22 protein-coding genes and 1 tRNA gene are annotated in these 25,300 nt (G+C 56.4%); 8 read left to right on the top strand and 15 right to left on the bottom strand.

The window, feature by feature from the left end; all coding sequences use genetic code 11:
- The first annotated feature begins 34 nt into the window (after window positions 1-34).
- From rfbA to HCG46_RS19715, 3 genes are all read left to right on the top strand, one after another.
- Complete coding sequence (gene rfbA / locus HCG46_RS19725) at window positions 35-904, top strand: glucose-1-phosphate thymidylyltransferase RfbA (protein ID WP_168687149.1); 870 nt, start codon at window positions 35-37, stop codon at window positions 902-904.
- Window positions 905-984: 80 nt separating this feature from the next.
- Window positions 985-2,835, top strand: coding sequence for a glycosyltransferase (locus HCG46_RS19720; RefSeq protein WP_168687148.1), 1,851 nt, complete (start codon window positions 985-987; stop codon window positions 2,833-2,835).
- A 42-nt stretch (window positions 2,836-2,877) separates the two neighbouring features.
- Window positions 2,878-3,765, top strand: a complete 888-nt coding sequence (locus HCG46_RS19715) for a sulfotransferase domain-containing protein (RefSeq protein WP_168687147.1) — start codon at window positions 2,878-2,880, stop codon at window positions 3,763-3,765.
- A 27-nt stretch (window positions 3,766-3,792) separates the two neighbouring features.
- On the opposite strand, the gene HCG46_RS19710 is transcribed toward HCG46_RS19715, so the two are convergent.
- The 6 genes from HCG46_RS19710 to HCG46_RS19685 form a co-directional block, all read right to left on the bottom strand.
- Entirely contained in the window at window positions 3,793-4,878 is a 1,086-nt protein-coding gene (locus HCG46_RS19710) for a glycosyltransferase family 4 protein (RefSeq protein WP_168687146.1), read from the bottom strand.
- A 294-nt stretch (window positions 4,879-5,172) separates the two neighbouring features.
- A tRNA-Pro gene (locus HCG46_RS19705) sits at window positions 5,173-5,249 on the bottom strand.
- Between the two features lie 79 nt (window positions 5,250-5,328).
- Window positions 5,329-6,597: an O-antigen ligase family protein gene (locus HCG46_RS19700; RefSeq protein ID WP_168687145.1), complete on the bottom strand. Its 1,269-nt coding sequence runs from the start codon at window positions 6,595-6,597 to the stop codon at window positions 5,329-5,331.
- Complete coding sequence (locus HCG46_RS19695) at window positions 6,594-8,201, bottom strand: undecaprenyl-phosphate glucose phosphotransferase (RefSeq protein ID WP_168687144.1); 1,608 nt, start codon at window positions 8,199-8,201, stop codon at window positions 6,594-6,596. Before HCG46_RS19695 ends, HCG46_RS19700 begins: the two co-directional genes overlap by 4 nt.
- The gene (locus HCG46_RS19690) at window positions 8,201-9,430 is read right to left on the bottom strand and encodes a glycosyltransferase family 4 protein (protein WP_286185440.1); all 1,230 of its coding nucleotides are present in this window, start codon (window positions 9,428-9,430) and stop codon (window positions 8,201-8,203) included. Before HCG46_RS19690 ends, HCG46_RS19695 begins: the two co-directional genes overlap by 1 nt.
- Window positions 9,431-9,536: 106 nt before the next feature.
- Window positions 9,537-10,094 (bottom strand): polysaccharide biosynthesis/export family protein, encoded by a 558-nt coding sequence (locus tag HCG46_RS19685; protein ID WP_023003844.1) that lies wholly within the window; start codon window positions 10,092-10,094, stop codon window positions 9,537-9,539.
- 197 nt (window positions 10,095-10,291) lie between these two features.
- On the opposite strand from HCG46_RS19685, the gene HCG46_RS19680 reads away from it, so the two are divergent.
- Window positions 10,292-12,772: an exopolysaccharide transport family protein gene (locus HCG46_RS19680; protein WP_168687143.1), complete on the top strand. Its 2,481-nt coding sequence runs from the start codon at window positions 10,292-10,294 to the stop codon at window positions 12,770-12,772.
- 33 nt (window positions 12,773-12,805) lie between these two features.
- Here the strand turns inward: HCG46_RS19680 and HCG46_RS19675 are convergent, their stop codons facing one another.
- Complete coding sequence (locus HCG46_RS19675) at window positions 12,806-13,975, bottom strand: GNAT family N-acetyltransferase (protein ID WP_168687142.1); 1,170 nt, start codon at window positions 13,973-13,975, stop codon at window positions 12,806-12,808.
- A gap of 205 nt (window positions 13,976-14,180) precedes the next feature.
- Between HCG46_RS19675 and HCG46_RS19670 the strand changes: the two genes are divergently transcribed.
- Window positions 14,181-15,275, top strand: coding sequence for a polysaccharide deacetylase family protein (locus HCG46_RS19670; RefSeq protein WP_209009533.1), 1,095 nt, complete (start codon window positions 14,181-14,183; stop codon window positions 15,273-15,275).
- Here the strand turns inward: HCG46_RS19670 and HCG46_RS19665 are convergent.
- Window positions 15,235-15,450 carry a DUF2842 domain-containing protein gene (locus HCG46_RS19665; RefSeq protein WP_023003848.1) on the bottom strand — a complete coding sequence of 72 codons (216 nt, stop codon included), beginning with the start codon at window positions 15,448-15,450 and terminating at the stop codon, window positions 15,235-15,237. The two genes, HCG46_RS19670 and HCG46_RS19665, sit on opposite strands and share 41 nt — an antisense overlap.
- 150 nt (window positions 15,451-15,600) lie before the next feature.
- Between HCG46_RS19665 and HCG46_RS19660 the strand changes: the two genes are divergently transcribed.
- The gene (locus tag HCG46_RS19660) at window positions 15,601-16,695 is read left to right on the top strand and encodes a COX15/CtaA family protein (protein WP_168687140.1); all 1,095 of its coding nucleotides are present in this window, start codon (window positions 15,601-15,603) and stop codon (window positions 16,693-16,695) included.
- 177 nt (window positions 16,696-16,872) lie between these two features.
- Here HCG46_RS19660 and HCG46_RS19655 read toward each other — a convergent pair whose 3' ends face one another.
- The 4 genes from HCG46_RS19655 to HCG46_RS19645 all read right to left on the bottom strand — a co-directional run bounded on the left by HCG46_RS19655 (window position 16,873) and on the right by HCG46_RS19645 (window position 19,657).
- Entirely contained in the window at window positions 16,873-18,153 is a 1,281-nt protein-coding gene (locus HCG46_RS19655) for an O-acetylhomoserine aminocarboxypropyltransferase (protein WP_023003850.1), read from the bottom strand.
- Between the two features lie 159 nt (window positions 18,154-18,312).
- Window positions 18,313-18,438: a hypothetical protein gene (locus HCG46_RS28630; RefSeq protein ID WP_023003851.1), complete on the bottom strand. Its 126-nt coding sequence runs from the start codon at window positions 18,436-18,438 to the stop codon at window positions 18,313-18,315.
- Window positions 18,439-18,836: 398 nt separating this feature from the next.
- Window positions 18,837-19,022 (bottom strand): hypothetical protein, encoded by a 186-nt coding sequence (locus HCG46_RS19650; RefSeq protein ID WP_023003853.1) that lies wholly within the window; start codon window positions 19,020-19,022, stop codon window positions 18,837-18,839.
- 104 nt (window positions 19,023-19,126) lie between these two features.
- Window positions 19,127-19,657 (bottom strand): CoA-binding protein, encoded by a 531-nt coding sequence (locus HCG46_RS19645; RefSeq protein WP_055653510.1) that lies wholly within the window; start codon window positions 19,655-19,657, stop codon window positions 19,127-19,129.
- A 183-nt stretch (window positions 19,658-19,840) separates the two neighbouring features.
- Here HCG46_RS19645 and HCG46_RS19640 point away from each other — a divergent pair, with 183 nt between their 5' ends.
- Window positions 19,841-20,713 (top strand): AraC family transcriptional regulator, encoded by an 873-nt coding sequence (locus HCG46_RS19640; RefSeq protein WP_168687139.1) that lies wholly within the window; start codon window positions 19,841-19,843, stop codon window positions 20,711-20,713.
- Between the two features lie 42 nt (window positions 20,714-20,755).
- Here HCG46_RS19640 and HCG46_RS19635 read toward each other — a convergent pair whose 3' ends face one another.
- Together HCG46_RS19635 and HCG46_RS19630 are read right to left on the bottom strand one after the other, a co-directional pair.
- A complete protein-coding gene (locus tag HCG46_RS19635) occupies window positions 20,756-21,190 on the bottom strand; it encodes a DUF3052 family protein (protein ID WP_168687138.1) in 435 nt (144 codons plus the stop codon).
- 35 nt (window positions 21,191-21,225) lie between these two features.
- Window positions 21,226-22,047 carry an enoyl-CoA hydratase gene (locus tag HCG46_RS19630; protein ID WP_023003857.1) on the bottom strand — a complete coding sequence of 274 codons (822 nt, stop codon included), beginning with the start codon at window positions 22,045-22,047 and terminating at the stop codon, window positions 21,226-21,228.
- 159 nt (window positions 22,048-22,206) lie between these two features.
- Between HCG46_RS19630 and HCG46_RS19625 the strand changes: the two genes are divergently transcribed.
- On the top strand, window positions 22,207-23,031 hold the full coding sequence (locus tag HCG46_RS19625; protein WP_035907982.1) for a DUF1194 domain-containing protein: 825 nt from the start codon (window positions 22,207-22,209) through the stop codon (window positions 23,029-23,031).
- Between the two features lie 54 nt (window positions 23,032-23,085).
- Here HCG46_RS19625 and HCG46_RS19620 read toward each other — a convergent pair whose 3' ends face one another.
- Window positions 23,086-25,122: an ASKHA domain-containing protein gene (locus HCG46_RS19620; RefSeq protein ID WP_168687136.1), complete on the bottom strand. Its 2,037-nt coding sequence runs from the start codon at window positions 25,120-25,122 to the stop codon at window positions 23,086-23,088.
- Window positions 25,123-25,300: the final 178 nt, after the last annotated feature.

Here is a 25,300-nt window from a genome sequence, read left to right as displayed (position 1 = left end):
CTTGCGGGCAAGCAATTGGAATTGGAGTTGGACAATGAAAGGCATCGTGCTGGCGGGCGGAAGCGGAACGCGTCTCTTCCCGGTAACAAGGTGTATTTCCAAGCAATTGCTGCCTGTCTACGACAAGCCGATGATCTACTATCCGTTGAGTGTTCTGATGCTTGCCGGGATAAGAGATCTCCTGATCATAACTACACCACGCGATGCCATGGCTTTTCAGAGCCTTCTGGAAGACGGCGCGCGCTGGGGCATCAATATCAGCTATGCAGTGCAACCTGAACCGGCCGGCATCGCGCAGGCGTTCCTGATCGGAGAGGAGTTCCTTGCTGGCCAGGAATGTGCGCTGATCCTAGGAGACAACCTTTATTACGGACATGGTCTGACGGAAATTCTTGCGAGAGCTTCAGCGCGCAAGTCCGGAGCGACCCTGCTCGGATACGAGGTGGCGGAGCCGGAACGATATGGTGTCATCTCGTTCGACCCGTCAGGCGCGCCGGTTTCAATCGAAGAGAAGCCAAAGTCCCCCCGGTCGTCCTGGGCGGTGACAGGGCTTTACTTCTATGACAAGGACGTCATCGCCATTGCTTCCGATATCCGTCCGAGTGCGCGCGGTGAACTTGAAATCACGGATGTGAACGCCCGGTATCTGGAGCGTGGAGACCTGCATGTTGAACAGCTGGGGCGGGGATTTGCCTGGTTCGACATGGGGACACATGACAGTCTCATCGAATCCGCGACCTTCGTGCAGGCCATCGAGAAAAGACAGGGCCACCACATCGCCGTTCCGGAAGAAATTGCGTTCAAGAACGGTTGGATTACTGTGAATGATCTGGAACGGCTGAGCGAAGAATATTCCAGCAGCGGATATGGGAAATACTTGGCGAAATTGGCGCAAGGAGCCTAGAGCTAGTTGTAGTATTTACCTGCTGGCAATTCAATGCATGTGTTGGATGTATTTTTCGAATTTTGAATGGAAAATAGACTATGACAGCCCTTCGCGGGATTAATCAGGTTTTCAGTTCACCTTTTACTTTTTGTGCCGCATGCTGGTGGTTTGTTCTAGGCAAGAAAGTTCGCGCGCAGAATAGATTTCGCGCAATATTTAGCAGCAATAAAGTCCAAGTTCAGAATAGTCGTATTGCGAATGCGGTGTGCGAAGCGCATGCAAAGCTTTCAGATGAGGAAATTGCAAACATTCATCAGGAAATTGAAGGCTGGAAAGATAAGCCTCTCATTTCCATTGTAATGCCTGTCTACAATACCGATGAAAACCAACTTCTGGCCGCGATTGCGTCCGTCAGGCAGCAGATTTATCAAGAATGGGAACTCTGCATTGCGGATGACTGTTCGACATCCCCTCATGTACGTGCGATTCTGGAAACTGTCGCTGCGCAGGATCAGCGTATCAAGCTGGTCTTCAGGGCGACAAACGGGCATATCTGCGCAGCGTCAAATTCCGCTCTCGAGATTGCCGAAGGTCCTTTCGTCGCATTTATGGACCATGACGATCTTCTGCCAATCCACGCTCTCTTTTATATTGCGAAAGAAATCCTGCTGCATCCAGATGTGGATCTTATCTACTCGGACGAAGACAAGATAAGAGAAGATGGAAGGCTTGATGGACCTCATTTCAAACCAGACTGGAATGAGGAACTGTTCCTCGCACAAAACTATCTGAACCATCTCAGTGTTTATAGAAGATCGCTGCTTCAGCAAGTTGGCGGACTACGGGAAGGTTTTGAAGGCAGTCAGGACCATGACCTAGCACTTCGGGTCGTCGCGAAAACGGATGCCGAACGCATTCGGCACATTCCGAAAATTCTGTACCACTGGCGTGCTTTTCGTGGTTCGGGATCCTTCTCGGATCGAGCCTTGGCACAGGCGATCGATGCACGTCAGCGCGCCGTTCGTGATTACCTGGCATCGAATTACCCGGAGAATAAGGTTGCAGTTGTTGGCGGACCATATGGGTGTAACAGGCTGTATCGCGAACTTCCTGCCCCTCCGCCCCACGTCACTCTAATAATACCGACACGAGACCGGCTATCTTTTTTGAAAAGTTGTCTCGAGACTATTTTCAATAAGACAGCTTACCCATCATTCGACGTACTTGTTGTCGACAACGACAGCGTCGAGGCGGAAACGCTCAACTATCTTAAAGAGGTATCAAAACGGCATCCAGTCTCCGTCATACCAGCACCCGGAGAATTCAACTATTCGGCATTGAACAATCTTGCAGTTTCACAGGCAAAAGGGGATGTCATTGCGCTCTTGAACAATGATGTTGAGGTGATTTCATCCGAATGGCTTCGTGAAATGGTGTGCTACGCAGTAATGCCGCACATAGGAGCTGTAGGTGCCAGGTTGCTTTACGACAACGGCCTGGTTCAGCATGCAGGTATTATCCTTGGCACTGGCGGCATAGCCAATCACGCATTTCACGGCTATCCGGCGGCAGATAGTGGCTATCAGGCAAGATTGCAGCTGCCTCAATACGTTTCAGCGGTGACGGGAGCGTGCCTTGTTGTTGAGAAGAAGAAGTATCTTTCGGTCGGCGGACTCGACGAAAAGGATCTTAAGGTAGCTTACAACGATGTTGATCTTTGTTTGAAGCTTTCCGCCTCTGGCCTACACAACGTGTACACACCTTACGCCAACCTTATTCATCACGAGTCAGTTTCAAGAGGTAGGGATACCTCCGGCGAAAATGCTGCAAGACTAGAGCAAGAAGGAAATATTATGCGGGATCGGTGGGGTGATAAAGTTATTGTAGATAAATATTATAGTAAAAACTTCTCAGAAAATGATGGTTGTTTTAAGTATAAGTATATTTGATTATGTCATTTGTTGTGTTTCGACTTGGTGTCGGAGTGGTTTATGAAGCTTGATTTGATCAATGATGGTATTGTTTTACTGAACGAGGAGGGGGCTTCGTCTGACGAGTCAGCGACGTTAATTACTGTCGGAGTAGCTCGAAGTGGTACTTCAATGATTGGAGCCGTCTTGAGACAGTTCAACGTGTTTCTTGGAGACAAGGCGGACGATGCTGTTTTCGAAGACTTGAACTTGTCCAAAGCGTTGGAGGAAGGTGACACAAAGCGTCTTGATCAGATTATTTTTGACTACAATAAGAGACACAAGCTTTGGGGATTTAAGAGGCCCGAAGCATTTGACTTGCTTCCACGTAACCTGAACAGGTTCAGAAATCCTCGAATGATTGTGATGCTGAGAGATCCGGCATCGATTGCCAAGCGAAATGAAGTCTCAATGCATGCTGACTTCTTGGAGCAAATGAGAAGAGCTGCAGAACGGACGTTGGATCTCGTGCACTTTGTAGAGACGATAAAAGTCCCCACACTTGTCATTAGCTATGAAAAAGCGCTTTTGAATCCAAACCGTCTTGTTGAGAAACTTGCAGAGTTTTGTGGCATTCAACTTGATGAGCATACGAAGGCTGCAACTCTTGCTGCAATAGAGAACGGGCCAGAGCTGTATTTGCAGAACTCTCGTGTTTGGTACGAAGGTCAGTTCTTTGGTGTTTTCGATGGATTGGCTCTTGGATGGGCAAGGAGGCTTCCGGGGAATTTCGTCTGTAATGTCGAAATTTGGGCCGGTGATGAGATACTTGGAACGGGGGCCTCCAATCTTTGGCGGGAAGACTTGCCCGAAAATGTACGCGATAGAGCGTTTTCAATTCCGCTCAAAAAGCGGCTGGATATTTTGCAAATTGAAGCTCGGATATCGGAAACTAAGATAAAGCTCTAGATACGAAACCGCGTGGGAAGTCCATGCCTAAGATATTGAAAGATCTGGATTTTTTGCGGAATTTCGCTGGTGAGAAGTATCCAAACACGCCGACCAGAAGGCTTTCTGTTCTCTTCCGGCAATTTTATTTCGCTCATGAACGGGTGTGAGCGATCCGACGAGATCCTGAAAGTTCCGTTCAATCGACAGCGACAGCAGGTTGTCCACCCAGGTTCGAACGCTGTTTTTCCAGACCAGGCCCACGCGGTTGACACGAACGAAGTCAGCATAGGCCCAGCTGTCGCTGTACACACCAACGCCTCCACAAACGGCATGTTCTGCCAGCTTGTTCGCGGATCGGGCATCGTTGAAGCTCGAAGGTATTACCGGGTAGAGAAGAACGTCAAACCTGTGTTTGAAAAGGCGCTTGCGATAGAAATACCAGTCGAGGTGCCTCAAAACCCGTAGCTTGGGGTGCGTTGAAAGCTGCGGCGGTACGTCGTGATCTCCAACGATTGTCAGTTCGACATTTGCGCCTGTCGCCAACAGGTTTTCAAATACCTCAAGGACGAATTTTCGATCGGCGGCGTGGCTGGCAGTTCCCAGGTAGCCGATCCTGAGCGGTGCATCTGCCGGCAGGTCATGAAAACACCAGTCCGTCGAAAGTGCTTCTGACCAAAACGGATCGAGCATTTTGACCTGAAATCCTTGTTGCTCGTAGACCTCGAACAAGGCAGGCGAAGGGACAACAATCGTGTCGGCTGCAGTTGCCAGCTTGTTGTGCTGTCCATTGCGAAGGCTCAGCAAACGTTGCCGGTAAATTTCAGGCAGTGACACATCGTGGTCGGCTGCCCATAAATTGTCATCGATCACGTAATAGAGCCGTTTTGTCTTTTCATTCAAAAGACGCTCGACGACGCCCGGATGATCACGACGGCAGACGACAACGGCATCACGGGTGGAAAACGAATTGACACCTTCGCGCTGCAAGCTCCGCTCGCGGTTGGAATTCAGAAAATAAATGTCTGTCGTTGGAATGGTTTTGAACGAAGAACACAGATTACGCGCGAGGACGCTGTAGCAATAGTAAAAATCATCAGACGACTTTCTCGAAAATTTTGTCGCTATTCTCATCAAAAAAATACTCGGAATATTCGAATACGAACTGGTAGCTATGATTACTCGGAATACAGCATAATCAGGTGCCAGTTCCGTGCCGTGGCCGCAAGCTGCCATACGTTGTCACGGTAGGTAAGTTTACGCATAGCGTGCATCCGACGGCAAGCAACTGCGGGAAGCGAAAATGACAGACTGTGATACTTCTGGGTGAAACGTTGGAATGCTGAACGGCAAACGCAATGCGGCGCTGGATGGAATTCCAGCCGCATACTCGTTCAAAATCTGCAAAATATTTGGGGAAGTTTGTGTTGGTCGGGCAGGCCGGATTTGAACCGACGACCCCTTCACCCCCAGTGAAGTGCGCTACCAGGCTGCGCTACTGCCCGAACGGACCCTACCTAGCTTGTTCGCATGCCAAGCGCAAGCAGGTTGTTGCGCTTCTTTGGAGGCTTTTCCAGACATCTGTTACTTGTGGTAGGGGAAGGCGGGAACCGGTCGCGCAGGGCGGCCATGGCCGAGCTTTTCTGCGGCAATCAGGCCCCAGGCCAGACCGTACAGCATATACATGTGCCGCCAGTGGTCGGTGTCGATGATCACCGACAGGATAAGATGCGCGGTAAACACCGCGAAGACGGATTGGGTGAAGGCAGTCCACGGGCGGGCTTTGAACAGGAGCGGCACCAGCGCACAGAACGTCCATAGCGCCATCAGAATGTAGATCGAGCCGCCAAGCCAGCCATAGGTCGTGTAGCCTTTCAGATAGACGTTGTGTTCGTCTTCCGGGAAATACTTGTTGAACTCCAGCGGGCCGAGCCCGAGCGGGTGTTCCATCACCAGCTGAAAGCCGAGCGAGTAGCGGGCGAAACGGCCAAGGCGGGCACCGTCGTAGGATTGTACGAGCTTTGCCCGTTCTGCGAACATGTCGGCGACCGTATCGACCGAAAGCGCCGCGCCGATCAGTGCGAAGACCGCAAGAATGCCGATTACGCCGAGCAGCACCAGGCGTGCCCGGCGGGCAGCGGCCTTTTCGGTGACGAGCGCCAGGAAATAGACCAGCAGCACCGAAGCAGACAGGACACCCCAGGCACCGCGTGAAAAACTCAGGAAGACGCCGAGCAGCAGGACGGCAAGCGGCACCAAAAGGTGCAGGTTGCGCAGCACCGATTGCCGGAGCAGCTTCTGGATCAGAAGCACCGTCGGCAGCACCAGGAACGGACCGAACACGTTGGGGTCCTGGAAAGTGCCACGAGCTCGATCGTAGAGCGTGAAATAGGACGCGCCGGGGAAAAGCTGAAAGTAACCGGCAACGCCTATGGCAGCCACAAGCACGGCGCTGGCGATATAGCCGCTCTGGATGACCCTGAACCTGCCGGGGTCTTCCGCGATAATCGCAGCATAGAAGATTGCGGTGATTGCCAGAAAGCCGGAAACGGCGATGTACATGATGGCATCGCCCATCTCCTTGGCCATGGGAATGGAGGCAACGCCGCCTGCAATGTAAAGCATCAGGCAGATGATCAGCGGACCGAATTCACGGCGAAGTTTCAGACCGCAGGCAAGCCAGACGACCGAAAGCAGTGCCATGTAGAGTTCGTAAGGTGCAGGCTCCTCGATTACAAACCCGGACAGAAAGGCTGCAAGCCACAGTGCGCCGTTGCCCAGGCTCCTGGCCTGAAGACCGATAGGCGCGCGTGCATGAGGCGTGCCGCCAAAATGGTCGGTCGCAAGGCTCAATAGGCGTTCTCCGTATTGAGCAACCGGAAGGGCGTCTGGATCAGGATTTTCAGGTCGAACAGGATCGACCAGTTCTCGATGTAGTAGACATCGCACTCCACGCGCTTCTGGATCTTTTCCGGTGTATCGACTTCACCGCGCCAGCCGTTGATCTGCGCATAGCCGGTCACGCCCGGCTTGACCTTGTGCCGCGCGAAGTAACCGTCAACGACGTCGTCCCAGGTCTTGTTGTTGGTATGGGCGTTGACAGCATGCGGGCGAGGTCCGACGAGCGACAGGCTGCCTCCGAGAACGTTGAAAAGCTGCGGTAATTCATCGATCGAAGTCTTGCGGATGAAGCGTCCGACCCTGGTCACGCGGGGATCGCCCTTGGTCACCACCTTCTTGGCGTCCGGATCGGCCATTTCCGTGTACATGGACCGGAATTTCAGAACTTCGATGATCTCGTTGTTGAAGCCGTAGCGTTTCTGCCTGAACAGGATCGGTCCCTTGCTGTCCAGCTTCACGGCGATGGCAGCGGCGATCATGACCGGCAGCAGCGTGATGATGGCGAGCGAAGCGAAGACAAGGTCGAAGATCCGCTTGGCCACCATGTCCCAATCGGCTATCGGCTTTTCGACCACGTCGACAAATGGGACCGTACCGATGAAGCTCGATCCGCGGTTACGAAAGCGAACCTTGTCGGTGTGGGCAGAAAGCCGGATGTCGACCGGCAGAACCCAGAGTTTTTTCAAAAGCTCCAGCACCCTTTGCTCTGCGCGCAAGGGAATGCAGACAATGAGCATGTCGATGCGTGCCAGACGGGCGAATTCCACCAGCGCGCTGATGTTGCCGAGCTTCGGATAGCCGGCCACCACTGGCGGCGAACGTTCGTTGTTCCGGTCATCGAAAATACCGCAAATGCGGATGTCGTTGTCCGCCTGAGCTTCCAGGTCGTGGATCAGTTCCTGGGCGGCCGTGCCGCCACCGACGATGATCGCGCGCCGTTCCAGGCGACCGGATTTCATCCAGTGACGCACCAGCCGATAGACAATGAAGCGTGACAGGCAAAGGCCGGTCAGGCTTATCGCGAACCAGGCGCCGATCCAGGCATCTGACAGTTCTGTACCGATGCCTGTTGTGGTGCGCAGAAGCGCGAACATGGCGAACACGAGCGTCCAGCCGGCGGCAACGCGTCCGATCTGCGACAGACCCTGGCGCATGACCGGAACCTGATAGACGTCTGCGGCCTGGAAAAAGGCGAGCGCAAACAGGATGGCGGCGCCAGTAACAAACAGGTTGCCAAGTCCGAAACCAGCCGCTTCGGGACTGGTAAAGACTGCGAACAGGGCCGTACAAGCGATCAGAAGTACATCCGTCAGACGCACCATACCGGTGAGAACGGTAACGGAAACGCCCTTGCCGCCTAAGCCTTGAGCAATTTCAAAGGCATCGGCCGAAAGGCTGGTGTTGGCGGCGGATAGAACCTCGACGTTGCTTTGGCCCGTCGCACCATGAACGGTATGTCTGAAATGCTTTTCCAATCTGTGCCCCAAAGCGGATGTCCCGCCCGCAACAGGCTTCGGTTCGGCCGCATCAGAGGGTTTTAAAAATGGGGTATTCATTATCGGTTGCTCGATCTGGCAAGAACAGTCTGCGCACGCGGCACGGCTGAGACACTATCAGCTTGGACCGGTGTCGAGCTATCGGTCGGGGCGATGCCCTGGATTTCCTGGTAGAGGGTGGTGATTCTGTCGTTCATGAGGTCGACCGAGAAAGTCTCTGCAAGGCAGCTGCGCAGGTTTTTTGCCTGCTGAGCCATCTTAGCGGGGTCTGCAAGTGCTTCTTCCATGGCCGTGGTCAGTTTGTCGATATGGCCTGGTTCCACCAGCCGATTGGCATAGCGGCCAAATATTTCCGGAATGCCGCCGACGCGTGTCGCAATCAGCGGACGTTCTGCCGCCACGGTCTCCAGGATGATATAGGGCATGGCTTCGGCGCGTGAGGGAACAACGACGTTCCTGGCAAGCTTGAAAGCTTCACGAGCGGGAAGGGCGCCATGGAACGTGATTGCGCCGTCTAGCCCCAGCTTCCTCACCATGTTCCGATACCGCTCTTCGTCTGGGCCTTCACCAACGATGTGAGCCTTGGGCGCGGTGCCGTTCTTCAGGCGAATGTTGTAAAGCGCTTCAATGAAAAGGTCTGGTCCCTTCAGGTCTCGCAACATTCCGATATAAAGGAAATCGGCGGCTGCTTCATCCACCGGAACGGGGGTGAATTCGTCTGGTGTCAGCCCGTTGTAGACAATGCGCGATCGGGCTTTCGTGTGACCGACCTTGCTTTCGTAAGCTGCGGCTTCATAGTCGGACACAAAGATCAGCCCGTCGGTCAGGCGGCCAAGAAGCCGTTCCAGCGTGTGGTAGACCCGGCCTTCGAAGCGATTGGGATCATAGTGCAGGCTGCCGCCATGAGGGCAATAGACGCGGGCGGCTTTCTGGCCGCGCAGGCGCAGAACGCTGCCGATCAGGCGCGCATAGGCGCCACCTTTTGCCCCGTGTCCATGCAGGATGTCGGGTTTCAGGTCCCGGATGTGCTTGTAAAGGGAAACAGTTGCCGTCAGATCCTGTACGGTCAGCTGACGTTGCATGGGAAAGCGTGCAATACCAAGAGCTAGCCTCGGCTTCAGCTCTTCAAGAAGCCGATTGTCGAAAGCACTGCCCGTGTTGCTGTCACATACGAGGCCGACATCGTGTCCCGCTTCCGACTGGCAGATGGCCAGATCCCGGATATGGCGGAAAATGCCGCCAATGGGCGAGCGCACGCAATGCACGATCCGCATGGGGGTCGTTGTCATGATGCAGTATCCCTGTTGCTACCCCCAGGTTTCTTGTCGAACCTGTGGGGCACTGAAACTGCACCCTAACAAAGGGAGGTGAGTCCACAGTTAACTTGGCGGGACCCTAAAAATAACGCTCACGGACGTAAATTGTATCACCAGGACGCACCGGGTCCGAAATGGGCACACGGCCGTTTAGAATTTCACCGTTGAGCTGTCGGGTGATATCCACATCTGACTGCAGCGCCCGCGAACTGAATCCGCCTGCTGTTGCGATGGCGTTTTGAACGGTCATGCCGGCAACGTAATTATATTGGCCTGCATTTTGCACTTCACCCATGACGAAGATCGGACGATAGGTATCGACCTCCACCGAGACGTCCGGATCGCGGATATAGCCCTGACGCAGCTTGGCCGAAATTTCGGATGCCAGGCCTTGCTGGGTCTTGCCGCGCGCAGCGACGCTGCCGACCAGCGGGAAGGAAATATATCCTGCTTGATCAACGACATAAGTATTGGACAGGTCATCCTGGCCGAACACGATAATGCGCAGCTTATCGCTTGAGTCCAAACGATAAGGCTGGGTCAGTGTTTCGTGAAACGCTGTCGGCGGCTGTCTGTACCCGCTGCATGCAGCAAGGCCCAGGCACAAGCCCAGGACAACAAGCGCTCTCGTTCGCATCAACGACTCTCCTACAATTCGGAGACAGGATCGCGCTTTATGGTTAATTGAGGGTGAAGAGGAAAAAAGACCTGTCCGGCACCCTGTCAAATTTGCGCATGCATTAATTAACAGGGCGACCCTGGAGACTGTAACCAGCTTAACCGAACGCTTACCATAATTCGACATAGTTTGCCGGTATCTTGGAGTTTCAAAAGATGAATGCTGAGCGGCAGACACATTCCGAAGACGATATGGCGCTGGATCTGGGTGGTCTGTTGCGGACGATCGGCCGATCCCTGGGCTGGCTTGTTCCACTCACACTCTTCGTCACCGTTGTCGTCTTTCTGGGGCTCCAGTTCGTAGCGCCCAAATACAAGGGCGAAGCGCGCCTCATCATCGAGAGCACGGACAATCTGCCCGGTGCATCGCGAGGGCAGGAAGAAGAGCGAGCCCTGCTCGACAGCGAAGGTGTTGTCAGCCAGGTTCAACTGCTCAAGTCCGCTGATCTGGCGCGTCGTGTCGCGAACAAGCTCAACCTTGCTGCGATCCCGGAATTCGATGCCAACGACGATGGCAGCCTCGTCAATCTCCTGCTGTCTCTGGTCGGGTTCGGAAACGAGACCGAAGGCAATAGCGAGGAAGAGCGGGTCCTCAAGCATTATTACGAGAACCTGGAAATCTACCGGCTGGAAGGATCCCGCGTGATCGCGGTGGACTACACCGCCGAAAGTCCGGTTCTGGCGGCCAAGGTCGCCAATACGATTGTTGATGAGTATCTGTCGGTTCAATCCAGCGCAAAACGGCAGACGACCGAGCAGGCCTCCGCTGCGCTGGAGCCTCAGATTGTCGAATTGCGCCGGGAAGTTCAGGCAGCCCGGCAGGCGGTGTCGGATTTTCGCGCCCGGGCCGACCTTTTGATCGGCGCTGACAATATCCCGCTCAATCAGCAGCAACTTGCCGAAACGAGTACCGCTTACTCCGACGCCCAGTCCTCCAAGGCCGAGGCGCAGGCCAAAGCCGACCTCATTCGCGAGTTGCTGAATTCTGGCGGTTCTCTCGAGACTGCCAGCGATGTGCTGAATTCGGCACTCATTCAGCGTCTGCGGGAGCGTCAGGTCGAAATTCAGTCCAACATTGCCGAACTCTCAATCACACTGTTGCCCAACCACCCGCAACTGAAGGCGCTTCAATCTCAGCTTGGTGATTACGACCGGCAAATCCGATCGGAAGCACGCAAGATCCTGCAGGGGCTGGAAAATGATGCGAAGGTGCAAGACCAGCGCGCAAAAGCACTTGGGGCACGCCTTGAGGAGCTGAAGACGGCAGCGGCAAAATCCAACGCCGATCAGGCACGGCTCGCGGAACTGGAGCGCGAAGCCAATGCCAAGGCGGCGCAACTTGACCAGCTTCTGCTGAGTTTCCAGGAAGCTGATTCCCGCTTGCGTGCACAGGTTCTGCCTGCCGATGCCAGGATCATCTCCCGTGCCAGCGTGCCGGTAGAACCGGATTCGCCCAAAATCATTGCCAGCACTATCATTGCTGCGCTTGTCACCTTTATTCTCGGATGTGCCTTTGTGCTCATGCGCGAATTTCTGAACGGCAATGCGCTCTATCGGATGCAGGTTGGTTCGTCTGAAGGGCCGCGCATCGCACCGCGCATGGATGAGCGGCCGCAGTCAGGTCCTCAGGATACCGTGCGGGCTGAAAACCCAGGCTGGGGCGGCGGCTACGGTCAGACCGTTGCCAGCTACAGGATCGATCCAGGCGAGTGGAGCAAAGCCGACACGCTTCGCGACGCTGAACCAAGCGTCCCTGAAACAGCCGTTAGCATTGATGAACCTACCGAAGAAACGGTTCCTGAGCAGACCCCGGAACCCCAACCCCAACTCCAACCCCAGGCCTCGGAAAAGACACAGCGGCCAAAGGGACGCATCGGGATCCTGTCCGGCAAGCTTCGTGGTCGCAAAAAGAAGACCGGCTACGATCACGATGTCAGCCCGGACTGGGTGGGGGACATGCGGGGTTCGAAGGAAGCCGAAGCAGAGGTGCCAGGCGCGGAAGTCGCTCCTGTTCCTGTGGTGTCAGCCAGCAAGACAAGCAGGCAAGCAAAGCGGGAAGAGCAGCTCAAGACAACGCACGCGGACGATGTCGAAGCGGCGGGACGCGTTGTCGTTCTCAGCGTCGATGATGAGGCCCTGTCTCACGAACTCGCTTTCGACCTGATCCGGAAGGCGGCCGGACGTGGCAAGTCTTCTCTCATCATGGAAGTCTTTCCCGATCAGACCAACCTGAAGGGGGCCGAAGGGTTCTCCGACATCGTCGCCGGAACGGCGCCTTTCGCCAAAGTGGTCTATCGCGATGCCGGATCAAAGGCGCATATCATTGAGGCCGGGCGGGTTGAGATCACGGACGAAATGGTGAACTCGGAACGTTTCAAGCTCGCTCTTGAAGCAATCAAGTCGACCTATGAAACCGTGGTTGTCGATCTTGGCGCCATCGATGGGTCGCTGGCGAGTGCCCGTATGTTGAGTTTCGCGGACAGGGTATTGATTGCAGCATCGGCGCCAGACCACGGCCACGAACTGCAAAGTGCGGCCAATCTTCTGGCACATAACACCGGCGCGAAGGTCGAAGTCGTGATTTCTGGTGGAACCGGACCGGGGCCGCGCAGAAACGGCGACGGGCACGCCGCCTGAGGAAGATGTTGGCGACAGTTGGTCGCCAACTGTCTAACTGTTGCCGGCGATACCAGCTTTCATTTTGCGCAAACGCCGGATCAGCGGCCACAGGATCGATGAATTGCGGATGCAGGATTTGGCTTTCAGCCTTGCGGCCTCCAGGCGCATGCGGAGAGCCCCTTTCCAGGTCATCGCCAAAAGGCTGTCCTTCAAAGGCACAGGTTCCGCCCACGTGGTCTTGTAGCGTTCCTCGCCAAGGCCGAGGTCCAGTGTGTCGATGGTCGGATCACCGCACGCCCGTTCGATGATTTCCTTGATCAGGACCAGCCCTGGACTGTTGGGCAGCATGTCGTCATGAGCAACGCTGTTGCTGTAGGCATAAAGCGTCTTGCCATGCTGGGTGCACAGATAGGTGGCCCTGATCCGGTGTCCCGTTTCCAGGTACCAGAGATCTAGGGGAGGAGCGCCGTGATCTTGCGCGCTGCCCGTTGCATCCAGTCCAACCACGCTGGACAGGAACGTCTTCGCTGGGGGCGCCGAAAAAACATTCGGAATGCCCGCTTCCTTTGCCCTGACCGAGCGTTGTTCAAGAAAGGCATCGAAGCCATGTTGCCTGTCGACAGGGGAGGTGGCTTTGGCAATCGTGTAATTACCGGCTGCCTGAAGATGTCGTTCCTTGCGAAGCAGGTTCTTGCGTGAGGACTTGCTGTGCGTGTCGTTGAATAACTGTCCGAAATCGGAGGGCAGAGCGCGGGCGAAAACAGGGCTCGGGCTTGATGTCGCTCCTTTGAATACCAGCGGATGGTCTCGCCCTAGCCAGGTCTCCGGAACGTTTTCAAGCTTGAGGAGATCAGCACCGACCTGTTTGCAGACGGCAGACAGGTGGCTTTTCATCTCGTCTGCCGTGGCTCCTTGATAGAAATCGGCGTTCCAGAGGCCCGTATTCTGGTTGCCGTTCTGGTGGCCGAGAAACGTCAGCGCAGAGATCCCAGCAGACCGTTCAAGTTGCAGTGGCAGCAGAAAAACCGCCTGACCGCGACACCGTCCGACAACGATCACCGGCGTGCAATTCAGGCTCTGGCCGACTGTCTCGAACCAGCTGCAAAGCCAGCCAGGAGACTGGTATGGATTACTGTGCAGCACATCCTTTAGTTGTTGCCAGTCAGCCTGTGCTTCGCTAAGCCTCGTGAATATGGACAATTCAAGGTCTGTTGAGGACACGGTGCTCACCTCGCACCAGGGCGCGTGTAAGACAGGCTGAAACGGTTATTGAAAATCGGATAAACCATTTTGAACGAACATGAAGGAAAGACAGGACGTCGCGCTGGCAGATCAAGCTAAGTCTCGATAGATTTAGCAATAATTGTTAAAGAAACCGTGCCTAACTGGCACATTCTAGCAAGGTGGGCATTTCGGCCACATGGGCATGCGGCACAAGACGGTAACACGCGCATTCAGTGTACTTAAGGGAACGGGGCTTGGCCGTATGCTGGCACCGTTTACCCAGGGCTGTGGTGCCGTGTTTATGATGCACCATGTCCGGTCGGCCCGCTCCGATGCTTTCCAGCCGAACCGTCACCTGGAAATCACGCCCGAATTTCTGAAGCTCGCGGTCGAGCGGATTAGGGCAAACGGCTATGAAATCATATCGATGGATGAAGCCGTCGATCTGCTCAAGTCCGGTTACGGGCACCGCCGTTATGCGGTTCTGACTTTCGATGACGGGTACCGGGACAATCTGTCTGTCGCCTATCCGATATTGAAGGAACTGGAAGCTCCTTTCACCGTGTTCGTCACAACCGGGCTGATCGACCGGACCAGCGAACTGTGGTGGCTGGCCCTTGAGAAGATCATCTCAGACAACGATGAAGTGGTCTTCACAGCGGCAGGCAATTCAGCCGGCATCCCGTGCAGAACTCTTGCAGAAAAAAACGCCTGTTTCGAAAAGATCGTCGATCATCTGACACTGGAGGTCGGCGAAGGTGATCAGCGCAAGATCATCCGGGCGCTTGCTGAAAGATACGGCGTCGACCTGGAAGCCCTGGCGGATGCGCAGATGATGACGTGGGACGAGACCCGCCAACTGGCTGGCGATCCGCTGGTTACCATTGGTGCCCACACCCACGATCACTTTGCCATGGCGCGGTTGAATGCAGATGCCGCCTGTGAAGACGTGACCAGGGGCCTTGAGCGGCTGGAGAAAGAGCTCGGCCGCAGGCCGAAGCACTTTGCCTATCCGTATGGAAAATCACACGCGGTTACACCGCGCGATGCGGATATCTTGCGGGAGATCGGATTTGCCTCGTCTGTGACGACGCTGCCCGGTGTGCTTCAATCCGTCAACGCGCGCGACCCGATGATGCTGCCACGCGTCTCCCTGAACGGCCGGTTTCAAGACCCGGCTGTTGTCGACCAGTACCTGACGGGGGCGCCCTTTGCGCTTTACCGGGTTGCCCGGTGGGCCGCCAACGGGTTTGGTGTCAGGTCCGGCTTTTCCCGCCTCTTTCCATCCACCAGATAATTGCGCCTGCCGGGATGACCCAGGCCAGACCTGCGATACCGAAGTAGATGAAGCGGACCAGGTTCGAGGACTGCTGCAATGTCAGGTCGCCGATCACCATCGCGGTGAGGGCGTAGACCACCACAAAAACAACCAGCAGCACCATGCCGATAAACTTGCGAAACGAGGGAACCATTGTCGGGCGTGTCCGTTGACCGTGTGTGAATCCGCGCGATAAGGGACCTTTTGCCGCAAAACGTCCCGGACCGCTTGCCGTCTTGCTCCTGCACCTATATCTCCGCAAGCCAAAGGTCAAACTCACGATAAGAATTTCCGGAAGCGGCTCATGATTGCGATTGCAGAAGGTGTGAAGAACGAACAGATGCTTCCGGCCAAATTGCAGAGATTGCGACAGAACAGGGCCCTGATCCGATGGTGGCTCTACTTCGTTTGTGCGCTGATCCTGGCCATGGTCGTCGTCGGCGGAGCGACGCGTCTGACCGAATCCGGGCTGTCTATCACCGAGTGGAAACCCATCCACGGCGTTATTCCCCCGCTCAGCGAAGCCGAGTGGGAAGAGGAGCTGGAAAAATATCGCCAGATTCCGGAATATCAGCTCATCAACAAAGGCATGAGCCTTGACGAGTTCAAGTTCATCTTCTGGTGGGAATGGGCGCACCGGCTGCTGGGGCGCTTCATTGGTGTTGCGTTTTTTGTTCCCATGGTGGCGTTCTGGGCAACCGGCAGGATAGAGCCCTGGCTGAAGCCGAGATTGCTTGTCGGCCTGGCACTTGGCGGTTTGCAGGGCTTTGTCGGCTGGTGGATGGTGGCATCCGGTCTGGTGGACAGGGTGGATGTCAGTCAGTACCGGCTGGCCACACACCTGACGCTCGCACTCTTCATTTTTGCCTATCTTTTCTGGATTGCCCGGCGGCTGAGCCCCTTGCCCGAACCCGAAATTCAGGAGCAGGAGCGGCTCGCAGGGCTGGGCAAACTGGTTCTTTTCCTTGTCTTTGTTCAGATGTTCCTGGGAGGTCTCGTCGCCGGGTTGAACGCCGGATTGACCTTCAACACATGGCCACTCATGGATGGCCAGTTCATTCCGCGCGGCATGCTTGCCATCCAGCCTATCTGGCTGAATTTCTTTGAAAACGTGATGACGGTTCAATTCCAGCATCGCATGACGGCCTATGTGCTGGTGTTCACCGGTGTGGCGCTGGCCTGGAGCACCTTCCGCGTGAGCCGGCGCAAGGAGCTGCTCCGGGCAGGCGCCCATGTTGGGGGCTTCCTGTTGCTGCAGGCGATCTTCGGTATTCTGACGTTGCTGTGGCACGTGCCGCTGTCCATCGCTCTGGTGCATCAGGGCTTCGCGGTTATCGTCCTGGCGGCTGCGGTTGACTATGTGGCCATGCTGAAAGGGCCTTTCGCCATTCGCAGCTAGGCTCCGGAAATCGCAACTGTTGGGGAAACGGGCAGCCGCGTGGAAGCACTTCGCTCCGAACGCTGCGGCTCTCCGATCCAGGGTTTCCGCTGCGCTTACGGCCTCGGGGCCCGAACGGAAGTACAGGCAAAAAAGCCCGCCGATTGGCGGGCTTTTCGTTTGTTCAGCTGGTGCCTCTTAGCCGGAAAGGGCCTGATCGAGATCGGCGATGATGTCATCGACATCTTCCAGCCCGACCGAAATACGCACCACATCCGGGCCCGCACCGGCCGCGGTCTTCTGTTCATCCGAAAGCTGCCGGTGTGTGGTGGACGCGGGATGGATGATCAGACTGCGCGTGTCACCGATGTTGGCCAGGTGTGAGAACAGTTCCACTTTGCTGACCAAGGCGACGCCTGTGTCATAACCGCCCTCAACGCCGAAGGTGAACACGGCACCGGCGCCTTTTGGCATGTACTTCTGTTGCAGGGCGTGGTGCTTGTCTTCCGGCAGGGCTGCGTAGGACACCCATTTGACCTTATCGTGGGCCGCGAGGTGAAGCGCGACTTTCTTGGCATTGTCCGAGTGACGCTGCATGCGCAGCGGCAGGGTTTCGATGCCGGTCAGGATCATGAAAGCGTTGAAGGGCGAGATGGCCGGTCCGAGGTCGCGCAGACCAAGCACACGGCAGGCAATCGCAAAAGCGAAGTTGCCGAAGGTCTCGTGCAGGACGATACCCTGGTATTCCGGCCGGGGCTGGGACAGCAGCGGATAGTTGCCGCTGGCAGACCAGTCAAAGCTGCCGCCGTCGACGATGATGCCGCCCATGGAATTGCCGTGACCGCCCATGAATTTGGTCAGCGAGTGCAGAACGATATCAGCACCGTGTTCGATCGGCCGGCACAGGTATGGTGTTGCCATGGTGTTATCGACCACCAGCGGCACACCCTTTGCCTTTGCAATTGCCGCAATCGCCTCGATGTCGACAACGATTCCGCCGGGATTGGCCAGGCTCTCGATGAAGATCGCGCGTGTGCGGTCGTCAATCGCCGCTTCGAAGGACGACATGTCCGCAGGGTCGGCCCACTTCACGCCCCAACCGAAGCTCTTGAAGGAGTGGTTCAGCTGGTTGATGGAACCGCCATAGAGCTTGTTTGCGGCCACGATGTTGTCGCCGGGCTGCATCAAGGTATGGAAGCACAGAAGCTGAGCCGAATGACCGGAAGCTGTCGCAAGTGCGGCGGTACCGCCTTCAAGCGCTGCAACGCGCTCCTCCAGAACAGCCGTCGTCGGATTGGTGATGCGTGTGTAAATGTTGCCGAAGGCCTGCAGCCCGAATAGGGAAGCGGCGTGATCGACATCGTCGAAAACGAACGAGGTCGTCTGGTAAATCGGTGTCGCCCGCGCGCCTGTCGAAGGATCCGGCGCTGCGCCAGCGTGAATCGCGAGAGTGGAAAAACCTGGAATATTTTCGCTCATTAAAAGACCTCCCTGTTGGATTGGCGGCCAGTTTGACCGAAGGAGCAGGGCAGGTCAAAGAACGATTTTGCGGTTTTGTGATCTAAAGGAAATTATGTATGTCAAAGCGTTAGGCAGGATTGGTGGCCTTTGCCTCCTGCCAGGGTGAGGCATGTCTGCCTATTGGTCGGAAGGGTCCTTCCGGTTCTCCAGCTTCACACCGAAATAGACACCAAAAAGCAGTGCCGCCGCCAGCAGTGGCAGGCTCCATGCCAGAAATGTCGTATCTCCGAAGACTGCAAACACAGCGGCCTTCCTCCCGGTTCGAAAACTTGGATGCGAGGCAAAAGGTTAACGATCTCTTATGGAGAAAGTGGAAAGAAATTCGTCGGCATTCGGAGCAAATTGAGCGAAAGCTCTTATAAATTGAACTTAAAATTGTCAGCTTTTGTCGGTTGCATCGTCTTTTGTGCGCCTGGTTGCGCGCGGGCCGTTTGCAGATGGTTTCTGCAGATGAATCAGTACCGCGATACAGACGACGAACGCGACAGTCGCGAGCGCGAATATCATTAGTATTGCCCCCATGTATCTGTCGTCAAAGGCGCAAATTCGCCTGAACGCAGATCAAAACCCCATCCCTGAAGTCTCGAAGTATAGCAGAAACACGCAGGGGTAGAAGTGGGGGTGTATACATTGATTTCGGTTCAGCCGCCCTTCTGCTCCCGCTCGCCGGACTGGGCCTGCTCTCGTGCCCAGGTCTCGTCACGGTGGGCGAAGGGGGATCCGTGTTCGGCCTTGTGCACGAATGCGAACAGCAGCAAGGCAACCAGAGCTGCCATAGCCATGAGAACCCATTCAAATGCGGTAAACAGGGTCGGGTCCTGGGTCATGCTGCCTCACGCTACTGATGGCATCCGGTTGGCTTCCGGACGGCGGTATCTCGACTAACGAGCTATCCGGCGAGCATTGTGCGAAGCTGATGCAATGGGGAAAATTAGCTGTCTTTTTCCCCAGAAAGCCCGCGATGCTGAAACCCTGCTTTCAGAGCAGGGCGCTTGGAGGAAAGCGTGCGCGAATTGACACCTGCCCATCCGATTTCACCTGACAGTCGACCATACTCTATCTTGGGGCAGCGGTTCATCACCATCTTGATACCGGCAGCTTCGGCTCTTGCTGCCGCTTCGTCGTGGCGCACCGTCAATTGCATCCAGATGACCTTGGGCAACTTGCCGCTGGCAATAACGTCGTCGACGATAACGCCTGCCGCTTCGGAATTGCGAAAGATGTCGATCATGTCGGGAACCGCAGGCAGTTCGTCGAGCGAGGAATAGACCTTCTGTCCCAGGATCTCCTTGCCTGCCTGACCGGGATTGATGGGCCAGACCTCGTATCCCTTGGACAAAAGGTATTTCAGCACGAAATAGGACGGCCGGACATTGTTGGCACTCGCGCCGATCATGGCGACGGTTTTCACCTCGTCGAGAATACCCTTGATGTAGGCGTCCGGATAAGTGTCGTGATTCATGGAATGGAGATCCTCAGATTTGTCGCGCTATCCAATGCGAAATGACACCTGCCTGCAAGGGGCCTTCTGCCGCAGACCGGTCCGCCTCGAAGAATTGTGAAACTGCGCAGGGACGGTCAGGCGCGATAAGCGGCTCACCGGTAAACGGGAGAGGCTAAACAGGCATACGGAAGGCGGCGTTTTATGAGTGAGTTGAAAAAGCGGTTTCAAAAGGTGCTGGAAACGATCGACCGGTCGCTGGACGGCCCGCTTGACGTTCCTGCGCTTGCGGGGGTAGCCGCCTATTCGAAGTTTCACTTTCAGCGCCAGTTCTCGGCTTTCTTTGGCCTCGGAGTTGCTGAATACCGGCGGCTCCTGAAGCTGAAACGCGCAGGACAGCAGCTCGCTTTCAGGGTGGAGCTGCCGGTCACTGAGATTGCCTACGATGCGGGCTACGAAAATCTCGAGAGCTTCTCACGTGCGTTCAAACGAGATTTTGGGCAAAGCCCGTCGGCTTTCCGATCAACGCCCGACTGGTCTGTCTGGCACAGAACCTATGACCCATTGCTGAATTTGAAAGGACAGTTCATGTCGGATCAGCACCTTGATGTCTCGGCCGTCCGGATCATCGATTTTCCTGAAACACCCGTCGCCCTGCTTGAGCATCGCGGGTCACCGCAAGAGGTGCCCGCATCTGTCAGACGCTTCATTGTCTGGCGCAAGGCAAATGCAAGCCCTCCCTCGAGAAGTGCGACGTTCAATATACTCTTTGACGATCCCAGAACGGCGCTGCCTGAAGAATACCGGTTCGGCATTTGCTGCGCTGTAGCAGGACAGTTCAAAGAGAATGCGGAGGGCGTGGTAGCCGCAACGTTGCCCGCAGGACGCTGCGCCGTAATCAGGCATTCCGGTCCACTCGACTTAGCTGAGGAAACAATCCGCGCCCTTTATCGCGACTGGCTGCCACGAAGTGGCGAGGAGCTGCGGGACTTTCCGCTGTTCGTTCAACGCCTCAGCTTCTTTCCGGATGTTCCGGAGCATGAAGCGCAAACCGATATCTTCCTGCCGCTGAATTGATATGGAACCGCAGGGGTAATACGGTGAGTTGACAGTCGACACTCAGGCCAGTTTTGCCGCCTGTTCTTTCCTGAATTCCTTGCGGATCATCAGTTTCAAACCGGACCAGGTGTCGTCAACGGCACAAACCTTTACGTCCACAAGCCCCATCGGCAGGCAAAGCTCGCGGATGGTGTCTTCGGTGACGTCGGTCGGTAACTTGCTGGCCTTCTTGGGCCAGGAAACCCAGATCATGCCGTCCGGGGCCAGCAGGACCCGCAAGGTTTCCAGGAGTCCAGTCAGCTCAACCCGTTCGGTGACAAACACATGAGCGCATTCAACACCCGGTTCCGGCGCGGCACGAATGACCGCGCCAGGGACCTGTGTCTGCAGCAAGGCGGAAATGTCTTCCGGCATCCGGTGACGCCAGCAGATCATTCCCGGTTTCAGCCCCAGTTTTGCGGAGAGCGGACGTCCGGAATAACCGGCTTCAGGCATGTCTTATCCTTGTTGCCTCCAAACGGCAGGGCGGATCAGCTGTCCGTCCATTCTGGTTTGCGTTTTTGCAAAAAGGCGTTGATGCCTTCTTCCGCGTCCCGGGCCATCATGTTCTCGACCATGGTTTGTGCTGCGAAATCATAGGCTTCCGACAACGGCATTTCCAGCTGACGGTAAAAGGCTTCCTTGCCGATCTTTACGGTCTTGGCAGACTTGGAGGCGATCGATTCCGCGTATTTCTGGACGACCTGCTCCAGGTAGTCACGCGGGACGATGCGGTTGATCAGGCCGAAATCCTTCGCGGTGGATGCGTCGATGCTTTCACCGGTCAGAAGCATCTCCATGGCCTGTTTAGGCGCAACATTGCGCGAGAGCGCAACCATTGGTGTGGAGCAGAAGAGGCCGATATTGACGCCTGGCGTGCAGAAGGTGGCCGTGTCGGTAGCGATGGCAAGGTCGCAGGAGGCAACCAGTTGGCAACCGGCTGCGGTCGCAACACCTGTTACCACGGCGATCACAGGCTTGGGCAGGCGCACAATCTGCTGCATCAGGTCCGAACACTGGCGCATGATCCGCTCGTAGGTGGCCCTGCCACCATCCGCTTCACCGCGCGCAGCAGTAAGTTCCTTCAAGTCGTGGCCAGCGCAGAAGACCTTGCCTTCCGCACCGAGCAGGACAACACGCACTGCAGGATCCTCGGCCGCCTTCTGAAGTTCACCGGCTAGAGCAGTCATCATCTCGCTCGAAAGAGCGTTCATCCGCTCCGGCCGCTGCATCACGATCCGGTAAACGCCTTCATGAAGAAGCGTAGCGAGCATCGGTTTCTGGATCTCGTCATTTGCGGCGGTTTCGGACATGGAACGCTCCCTGAAGATTTGCTTTGCCGATGTTATAGCCGACGCGGGCAGGGCGGCGAAAGTGTCCGATCGGCTGGTGGCTGCCGCCGATCACAGATGGTTTATCTGACGAAGCGTCAAGTCGCTGGCGGTTCTTTCGGTTTCGGTTATCCTTTCTGCATGTGGAGGCTTTCCGAAGTCCGCTCACTTGCAGGTGCAGTCGCCTTGCTGCTGGCACCTCTCGGTCCCGCGCTTGCGCAGGAACAGGTCGATGTCGCTCTGGTCCTTGCTGTCGATGTCTCCCGCTCCATGTCTCCTGAAGAACTCCAGATCCAGCGCCGCGGATATGCCGCCGCCATCGCCAGCCCGGAAGTGGTGCGGGCGATCGGGTACGGGGCTCACGGCCGGATCGCTCTCATGATGTTCGAATGGGCCAACGAAAGCCATGCGCGCGAAATTGTCGGGTGGTCGGTGATCGAGGGCGTGGAAGATGCTCAGGAGTTCGCCGACAAGGTTCTGGCGGACAGCACCTACGGCCAGCGGCGAACCTCGATTTCCGGCGCAATCTGGCATGCTTCGGCTCTCCTCGCGGATGCACCTTTCAAGGCAGACCGCCGCGTGATCGACATTTCAGGGGATGGTCCCAACAACCAGGGAGCACCTGTGGTTCAGGCACGCGATGCCGCCGTGGAGGCCGGTCTGGTGATCAATGGATTGCCGCTGATGACAACTGGTGGCATGGGCTTCCAGTTCAACATTCCGGACCTGGACGTCTATTATCAGCGCTGCGTCATCGGCGGGCCTGCCAGCTTCGTCATACCGGTGAACGACTGGGAACAGTTTCCCGAAGCCGTTCGTCGCAAGCTGATCCTCGAGATCGGCGGCGTCAAGCCGCCCGAGCCACAAGTCATCCCGGCCCAATTCACCTTCGAAGAGCCATATGACTGCCTCGTGGGAGAAAAGATCTGGCGGCGTATGCGTGAGCAGTATTTCTGGGATCAGTAGCGGCAGAGCAAATCTGCCGCCCGTTCATGCTTGCTAGCCGAAGGAACAACACCGTCAACCCCGGCGGCGTCTCCGCCTGCGCTCTCCGCCGGCTGCATCCGACCCCGCGTCAGCCTCCTTGCGTACCGGCAATTCGACGGCAGCTCGAAGGTGGGGGAACTGATCGACCTTGTTGGGCAAGGCCATTGCATTGACGAAATGCTCCTGGAACTTGGGTTCCAGAGCGGTCTCGATCTTTTCGATATCGCGCACCGTCTGCTCGATTTCGCGCCTGTAGCCGCGGTTGAGCAAAGCCATACGGGCGCCTGTCCCGGCAGCGTTGCCGACGCCGGAGACACCTTCCAGCGGGCAATCGGGAATAAGGCCAAGGATCATCGCGTACTTTGGGTCGATGTAGCTGCCGAAGGCCCCCGCAAGGCGAATGCGGTCCAGATCATAGGTGCCGAGCTTGTCCTGCAGAAGTTTGACGCCGGCATAAAGCGCACCCTTGGCGAGCTGGATCGCGCGAATGTCCGTCTGCAGGATCGATATTTCGACCCCGTCGTCAGCAATCAGATAGGAGAAGGTCCGGCCGGTTGATTTGACGCGCGATGTCCGCTCCGCCATCGAGCCGTCGATAACACCGTCTTCCGTGATGAGGCCTGCCAGATACATCTCGGCAACGGCCTCGATAATGCCGGAGCCACAAATGCCGGTAACGCCGACAGTGTCGACCTTTTCGGCAAAGCCTTCTTCATCCGACCATTCGTCGACACCAATCACCTTGAAGCGAGGCTCAAGCGTTTCCTTGTCGATGCGGATGCGCTCGATTGCACCTGGTGCCGCGCGCTGGCCGGACGAGATTTCGGCGCCTTCGAACGCAGGGCCGGTCGGAGAGGACGCTGCCAACAGCCGGTTCCGGTTACCCAGCACGATTTCCGCATTGGTACCGACATCGACAAGCAGCGTTATCTCGTCGAGCTTGTAAGGGCTTTCTGCAAGCGTTGCAGCAGCTGCATCGGCACCCACATGGCCGGCGATACAGGGCAGCATGTAGACACGAGCACCCGGGTTCAGTTCCAGATCCAGATCGCGCGCGTTCAAAATCATGGCGTCGGAGGCTGCGAGCGCGAAGGGAGCGCCGCCCAGTTCCACCGGATCGATACCGAGGAACAGATGATGCATGACCGGGTTGCCGACAAAGGTCGCATCAAGCACATCCGTGCGCTCTGCGCCGACATCGCCGACCAGTTTGCCGATCAGCGCGTTGATGGCATCGCGCACGGCCTTTGTCAGATCCGGCAGCTTGGACGGGTTCATCTGGACGTAGGACACCCGCGACATCAGATCCTCGCCAAAGCGGATCTGCGGGTTGGAGGTGCCTGCGGACGAGACTGTACGCCCGTTCTGTAGGTTGCAAAGGTGGGCTGCAATGGTGGTGGAGCCAATGTCGACGGCAAGGCCGTAGACGGCAGGTTTTTCTCCGGGCCAGAGCGCCACGAGCGTCGGCAGCACGCCTCTGTCTTCGTGGATTGCCGCGGTTACCTGCCAATTGCCCTTGCGCAGGATTGTCTGGACCCGTGGCAGCAGCACCGGGTCGATTGTGAGGTCGGCGATACCGGTCTTGGCAATCAGCGCCTCTCGCAGCCGGTCGATATCGCCGCGCGGCGTTTCCATGTCCGGTTCGGCGATCGAGACGGATACCAGCGAGATCGGGCTGTCGGCTTCGATGTTGCGGGCTTCCGCGCGCTTGCGCACAACCTGACGGTTGGTCTGGGCATCGGTCGGGACATCGATAACCAGATCGCCCAGGATTTTTGCCTGACAGGAAAGGCGCCGGTCGGCGGGCAGTTTGCGCAAGGTTGCGTAGCGGGTTTCCGCTTCGGTGGCACCTTCCAGGTTTTTAGCTGCGCTGGTCAGGTTTTCCTTGGCGAAAGTGCCTTCCGAGATGGAAATCTGGCAGCGCCCGCAAATGCCGCGCCCGCCACATACCGACTCCACATAGACACCGAGCGAGCGGGCAGCGTCGAGCAGGGGCGTACCGACAGGAAAGGTTCCACGGCGCCCACTGGGTTGGAAAACGACTTTGGCTTGTTTGACGGTCTCGGTCATGTCTGCGATCTGCCACTACCGGTTTTGAAACACTGCGGGGACGAAGCCCAACCTTGACCCTTCACTCACAAGGAGGAGGGAGTTTTATCTGAACCTGCGAAAGCCGGAGCCATCGTGAAAACGACGCGGATCCCGCGATTTGAAACGTGCCCCTCGACACGCAAAACCCCTCCCTATT

The organism is Labrenzia sp. PO1 (genome assembly GCF_012273635.1).
GTDB classification, from domain to species: Bacteria; Pseudomonadota; Alphaproteobacteria; order Rhizobiales; family Stappiaceae; genus Roseibium; species Roseibium algicola.
Note: the sequence above shows the minus strand (reverse complement) of the source record. Positions and strands in the feature narration are given on the sequence as shown.